This window comes from Aeromicrobium sp. (assembly GCF_036676885.1).
Lineage (GTDB): Bacteria > Actinomycetota > Actinomycetes > Propionibacteriales > Nocardioidaceae > Aeromicrobium.
Genome location: NZ_JAKFCB010000257.1, coordinates 1 through 5,332 on the forward strand (window position 1 = coordinate 1; position 5,332 = coordinate 5,332).

Sequence of the window (5,332 nt, forward strand, 5' to 3'; positions counted from 1 at the left end):
GACCGGGTCGATCACGGCGACGGCCTCCTGGGCCTTGCGGTGGTCGGCGATAAGCATGACGTAGACCTCGTCGAGCGCGCCGAGGTGCTCGTTGGTAGTGGCACGGCCGAGGGAGTAGTCGTCCCACGTACGCCCGTCGACGACCGCACCGGGCGTGCCCTTGGGGGAGGCGCCGAGGGTCGCGATGCGCTCGGCGGTCTCGTCGACCATCGCGATGACCTCGTCGACGTGGGGGTCGATCATCTCGTGCACCGCGATGAAGTGCGGCCCGACGACGTTCCAGTGCACGTGCTTGAGCGTCAGGTGCAGGTCGATCAGCGCGTTGAGGCGCTCCTGCAGGATGTCGGCGAGTTTCTCGCCCTCGGCAGTGGTGAGTCCGGGGATCGTGTACTTGGGGGCTGAAGTAGGCATGCTCTTCGCCTACCCAGCGTCAGCGATCTCACACGGACCTGCGGGGCATACGTTTGTCCCATGGCTTTGATCGTGTGTCCTCTGTGTGTCCGCGAGGACGACGTCGTCGTGCTGCGCACCCTGCCCGACGGGCGCAAGGAGGCCGAGTGCACCGACTGCAAGTTCACCTTCCCGTACGGCTCGCCGACCCCCGAGGCCAAGCCGGTGGCCCGCAGGAGCACGCCGAGGAAGACAGCCACCACGGTCGTCGCGCCGCGGCCCATCGCGTACGTCGTCCCGCAGTTCTCGAAGGCCGCGGACGTCGAGCCGGCCGCCCTGGAGCGTGCCGAGGCGCTCAAGCAGGAGTTCCTGGCGACCGCGTACGAGCCTGATCCGCTGGTGGCCCGGCACTGGGCGAAGTTCAGGTGGGTCTTCTCCGCCGACGGCCTCGACAAGGCGACGATCTACGACCTCAAGCTGTTCGCCGACGACCCGACCGGCGCGAGCACGGGCGACCCGACCGAGTTCGACAAGGCGTGGGTCCTGCTCGGCGAGCTCGAGGGCGCCCGCCGCGTACGCGCGGTGAGCAAACACCTGCTCCGCGGGCCGGGTGAGCTCGAGGACCGGCTCAGCAACCTGGTCGACCAGGGCTTCGGGTTCTCGATGCCCGGCTGGGGCGAGGGGCTGCTCACCAAGACCCTCGCGGTGGCCGATCCCGACCGGTTCCTGCCGATCGTCACGTACGCCGACAAGCGCGCGATCGTGGGCTCGCTGTACGGCCTGGAGCTGCCCGGCGTCGACCTGACCTCGTGGACGATCGGCCGCCTCGGGGTGTGGAGCAACGACCTGCTCGTGGAGCTGCTGGGCGACGGATTCGTCGACCCGCACCACGCCGCGGCGTTCCTCAGGTGGGCCCAGAAACACTAGTTCTCGTAGGGGCTCCAGGGCATACCTGGGAGCCCGAGAACGTTGTAACAGGTGTGACGTGAGTGCTTTCGACACGCCGCAATGTCGGCGCCCAAATGGCCTCTGACCTGCGATGACACGGGCGACGCGAAAAAGTGTCTGCTCTTCCTGCAATCGTGTTGCACGGGCCTGACCACCGGCGTACAGTGGCACTAGATCTAGTAGTTACACAGATGTAGTTCTCCACATGTTGTGGGGAGTTACACACCGAAATTCATCGGAATCCACACGGCTTCCACATGACTTGTCCCCATCGGGGGACAACGTGTGGCCCAGGACCTTCGGTATGAGAGGAGTTGACCGACATGCATTGTCCGTTCTGCAAGAACACCGACACCCGGGTTCTCGACAGCCGTGTCGCCGACGAGGGTGGAGCCATCCGCCGTCGCCGGGTCTGCTCCTCCTGCGAGAAGCGGTTCACCACGATCGAGCAGATGCAGCTCACGGTCGTCAAGCGCTCCGGCGCGACCGAACCCTTCGTCCGTGACAAGGCCATCGCCGGTGTCCGCAAGGCCTGCAAGGGCCGACCGGTCTCCGACGACGACCTGGCGCGACTCGGCCAGCAGGTCGAGGACACGCTTCGCGACTCCGGATGCGCGGAGGTCCCGGCCCATGAGGTCGGCCTTGCCATCCTCGAGCCCCTCAAGAGCCTCGACGAGGTCGCCTACCTGCGATTCGCCAGCGTCTACAAGCAGTTCGAGTCCGCTGACGACTTCGCCGACGAGATCGCCAGCCTCATGGCGGCCGGCGCCGACGGCGAGCTCGCCGAACACACCGCCAAGAAGGACCACCACCAGACCTGAGCCCCGCCGGGTTCGAGCCTCTGGCCAAGCCGGTCGAGTAGCCGCGAGCAACGAGCGGCGTATCGAGACCACCCAAACGCATACAAAAAACATCACCACACACCGCGAAATAGGAGCACGATCATGACGGAAACGGTCAGCGGACCCTCGGGGTCCTCTCGCAAGACTGCTGGCAAGAAGGGCAACGCCGCCCTCAAGATCCAGCGCGTCTACACGACCGAGGGGGTGCACCCGTACGACGCCGTCACCTGGGAACGTCGCGACGTCGTGCAGACCAACTGGAAGACGGGCGAGAACGTCTTCGAGCAGCGCGGTGTGGAGTTCCCCGACTTCTGGAGCGTCAACGCCTCCACGATCGTCACGACCAAGTACTTCCGCGGCGCCGTCGGCTCGGCCGAGCGTGAGCAGAGCCTCAAGCAGCTGCTCGACCGCGTCGTGCTGACCTACACGCAGGCCGGCCGCGACAACGGCTACTTCGCCACCGAGGACGACGCGACGATCTTCGAGCACGAGCTGACGCACATGCTCCTGCACCAGGTCTTCAGCTTCAACAGCCCGGTGTGGTTCAACGTCGGCACGTCGAGCCCCCAGCAGGTCAGCGCCTGCTTCATCCTCGCGGTGGATGACTCGATGGACTCGATCCTCAACTGGTACAAGGAAGAGGGCCTGATCTTCAAGGGCGGCTCCGGTGCCGGCCTCAACCTCAGCCGCATCCGCTCGTCCAAGGAGCTGCTCCGCTCCTCGGGCGGCACGGCTTCGGGCCCGGTCTCGTTCATGCGCGGCGCCGACGCGTCCGCCGGCACGATCAAGTCCGGCGGCGCCACGCGTCGCGCGGCCAAGATGGTCGTGCTCGACGTCGACCACCCCGACATCCAGGAGTTCGTCGAGACCAAGGCCAAGGAGGAGGACAAGATCCGCGTCCTCCGCGACGCCGGCTACGACATGGACCTCGGCGGCGCCGACATCACGAGCGTCCAGTACCAGAACGCCAACAACTCGATCCGCGTCAACGACGAGTTCATGCGCGCCGTCGAGCAGGGCACCGAGTTCGGGCTGCGCGCCCGTACGACCGGCGAGATCATCGAGACCGTCGACGCCCGCAAGCTGTGGGAGGACATCGCGCAGGCCGCCTGGGCGTGCGCCGACCCCGGCATCCAGTACGACGGCACGATCAACGACTGGCACACCTCGCCCGAGGCCGGCCGCATCACGGCGTCCAACCCGTGCTCGGAATACATGCACCTCGACAACTCGTCGTGCAACCTCGCCAGCCTCAACCTGCTGAAGTTCCTCAAGGACGACGGCTCGTTCGACACCGAGACGTTCGTCAAGGCGACCGAGTTCATCATCACCGCGATGGACATCTCGATCTGCTTCGCGGACTTCCCGACCGAGGCGATCGGCGAGACCACGCGGGCCTACCGCCAGCTCGGCATCGGCTTCGCCAACCTCGGCGCGCTGCTCATGGCGTCGGGCCTGGCCTACGACTCCGACGGCGGCCGCGCCCTCGCCGGTGCGATCACCTCGCTGATGACCGGTACGTCCTACCGTCGCTCGGCCGAGCTCGCCGGCGTCGTCGGCCCCTACGACGGCTTCGCCCAGAACGCCTCGGCGCACGAGCGCGTCATGCGCAAGCACCAGGCCGCCAACGACGAGATCCGCACGCTGCACTCGATCGACATCGCGGTGCACCGTGAGGCTGCCAAGCAGTGGAAGCTCAACCTCGAGATCGGCCAGAAGAACGGCTGGCGCAACAGCCAGGCCTCCGTCCTCGCGCCGACCGGCACGATCGGCTTCATGATGGACTGCGACACGACCGGCATCGAGCCGGACTTCTCGCTGGTCAAGTTCAAGAAGCTCGTCGGTGGCGGCTCGATGCAGATCGTCAACCAGACGATCCCGGCGGCGCTCAAGAAGCTCGGCTACACCGGCGAGACGATCGAGGCGATCGTCGAGTTCATCGCCGAGCACGGCCACGTCGTCGACGCACCCGGGCTCAAGACCGAGCACTACTCGATCTTCGACACCGCGATGGGTCAGCGCTCCATCGCCCCGATGGGCCACGTGCTGATGATGGCTGCCTGCCAGCCGTTCCTGTCCGGCGCGATCTCCAAGACGGTCAACCTGCCGGAGTCGGCCACGGTCGAGGAGATCGAGGACGTCTACTTCCAGGGCTGGAAGCTCGGCCTCAAGGCGCTCGCGGTCTACCGCGACAACTGCAAGGTCGGCCAGCCGCTCAGCGACGGCAAGGGCGCCAAGGAGTCGGGCTCGACCAAGGTCGAGGTCAAGGAAGTCATCGTCGAGAAGCCGATCCGTCGCCGCCTGCCGAAGTCGCGCCAGTCGATCACGACGTCGTTCTCCGTCGGTGGTGCCGAGGGCTACATGACCTCGGGCGCCCACCCCGACGGCTCGCTCGGCGAGATCTTCATGAAGCTCGGCAAGCAGGGCTCGACCCTGGCCGGCATGATGGACGCCTTCTCGATCGCCATCAGCATCTCGCTCCAATACGGCGTGCCGCTGGAGACGTTCGTCCAGAAGTTCACCAACATGAAGTTCGAGCCGGCCGGTCTGACCGACGACCCGGACGTCCGCATGAGCCAGTCGATCATGGACTACACGTTCCGTCGCCTGGCCCTGGACTACCTGGACTTCGAGACCCGTTCGGCCCTCGGCATCCACTCGGCCGAGGAGCGCCAGCGCTACCTCGACACCGGTTCGTACGAGCCCCCGGTCGGCAACGGCAGCACCGCCGCCGAACTCGTTGGCGGGGAGATCGGCTCGAGTGACAACTCGGTCGTTGAGCCTGTCGAAACGACGTCGAGCCAGCCCAAGGGTCACTTCGAAGCCGAGGACAAGTCCGACACGGACCCGGTCGAGCACATCGCGATCACGTCCAAGCCCGCCCCGGCAACCGCTCACACGAGCGCCGAGCTCCTGGAGACCCTCACCGGCTCCGCGGTCGACTCGCCGCTCTGCATGACCTGCGGCACCAAGATGCGCCCCGCCGGCTCCTGCCACGTCTGCGAAGGCTGCGGCAGCACCAGCGGCTGCAGCTGATCAAGCCGTGAACGTGGGTGAGCCCCGACCGACCCGGTCGGGGCTCACCCACATTCAAATGTTGTTGACTGTCTCGAGTCGCGAGGCGATCTGATCCGCACATGTTCTAAAGAGAC

At 66.3% G+C, this 5,332-nt stretch carries 4 protein-coding genes; 3 read left to right on the forward strand and 1 reads right to left on the reverse strand.

Features of this window, described 5'->3' with window-relative positions; all coding sequences use genetic code 11:
- Positions 1-411, reverse strand: a 411-nt coding sequence (locus V6M46_RS11480) for a Dps family protein (protein WP_332665051.1), incomplete at its 3' end; no start/stop codon positions are given.
- A 60-nt stretch (positions 412-471) separates the two neighbouring features.
- On the opposite strand from V6M46_RS11480, the gene V6M46_RS11485 reads away from it, so the two are divergent.
- From V6M46_RS11485 to V6M46_RS11495, 3 genes are all read left to right on the forward strand, one after another.
- Entirely contained in the window at positions 472-1,317 is an 846-nt protein-coding gene (locus V6M46_RS11485) for a hypothetical protein (protein WP_332665054.1), read from the forward strand.
- A 344-nt stretch (positions 1,318-1,661) separates the two neighbouring features.
- The gene (gene nrdR, locus V6M46_RS11490; RefSeq protein ID WP_332665057.1) at positions 1,662-2,159 is read left to right on the forward strand and encodes a transcriptional regulator NrdR; all 498 of its coding nucleotides are present in this window, start codon (positions 1,662-1,664) and stop codon (positions 2,157-2,159) included.
- 123 nt (positions 2,160-2,282) lie between these two features.
- Positions 2,283-5,216, forward strand: coding sequence for a vitamin B12-dependent ribonucleotide reductase (locus V6M46_RS11495; protein ID WP_332665059.1), 2,934 nt, complete (start codon positions 2,283-2,285; stop codon positions 5,214-5,216).
- Positions 5,217-5,332: the final 116 nt, after the last annotated feature.

Excerpts from the sequence above, each read along its gene's own strand:
- nrdR (WP_332665057.1), top strand. The coding sequence starts at position 1,662 with ATGCATTGTCCGTTCTGCAAGAACACCGACACCCGGGTTCTCGACAGC.
- V6M46_RS11495 (WP_332665059.1), top strand. The coding sequence starts at position 2,283 with ATGACGGAAACGGTCAGCGGACCCTCGGGGTCCTCTCGCAAGACTGCT.
- V6M46_RS11485 (WP_332665054.1), top strand. The coding sequence starts at position 472 with ATGGCTTTGATCGTGTGTCCTCTGTGTGTCCGCGAGGACGACGTCGTC.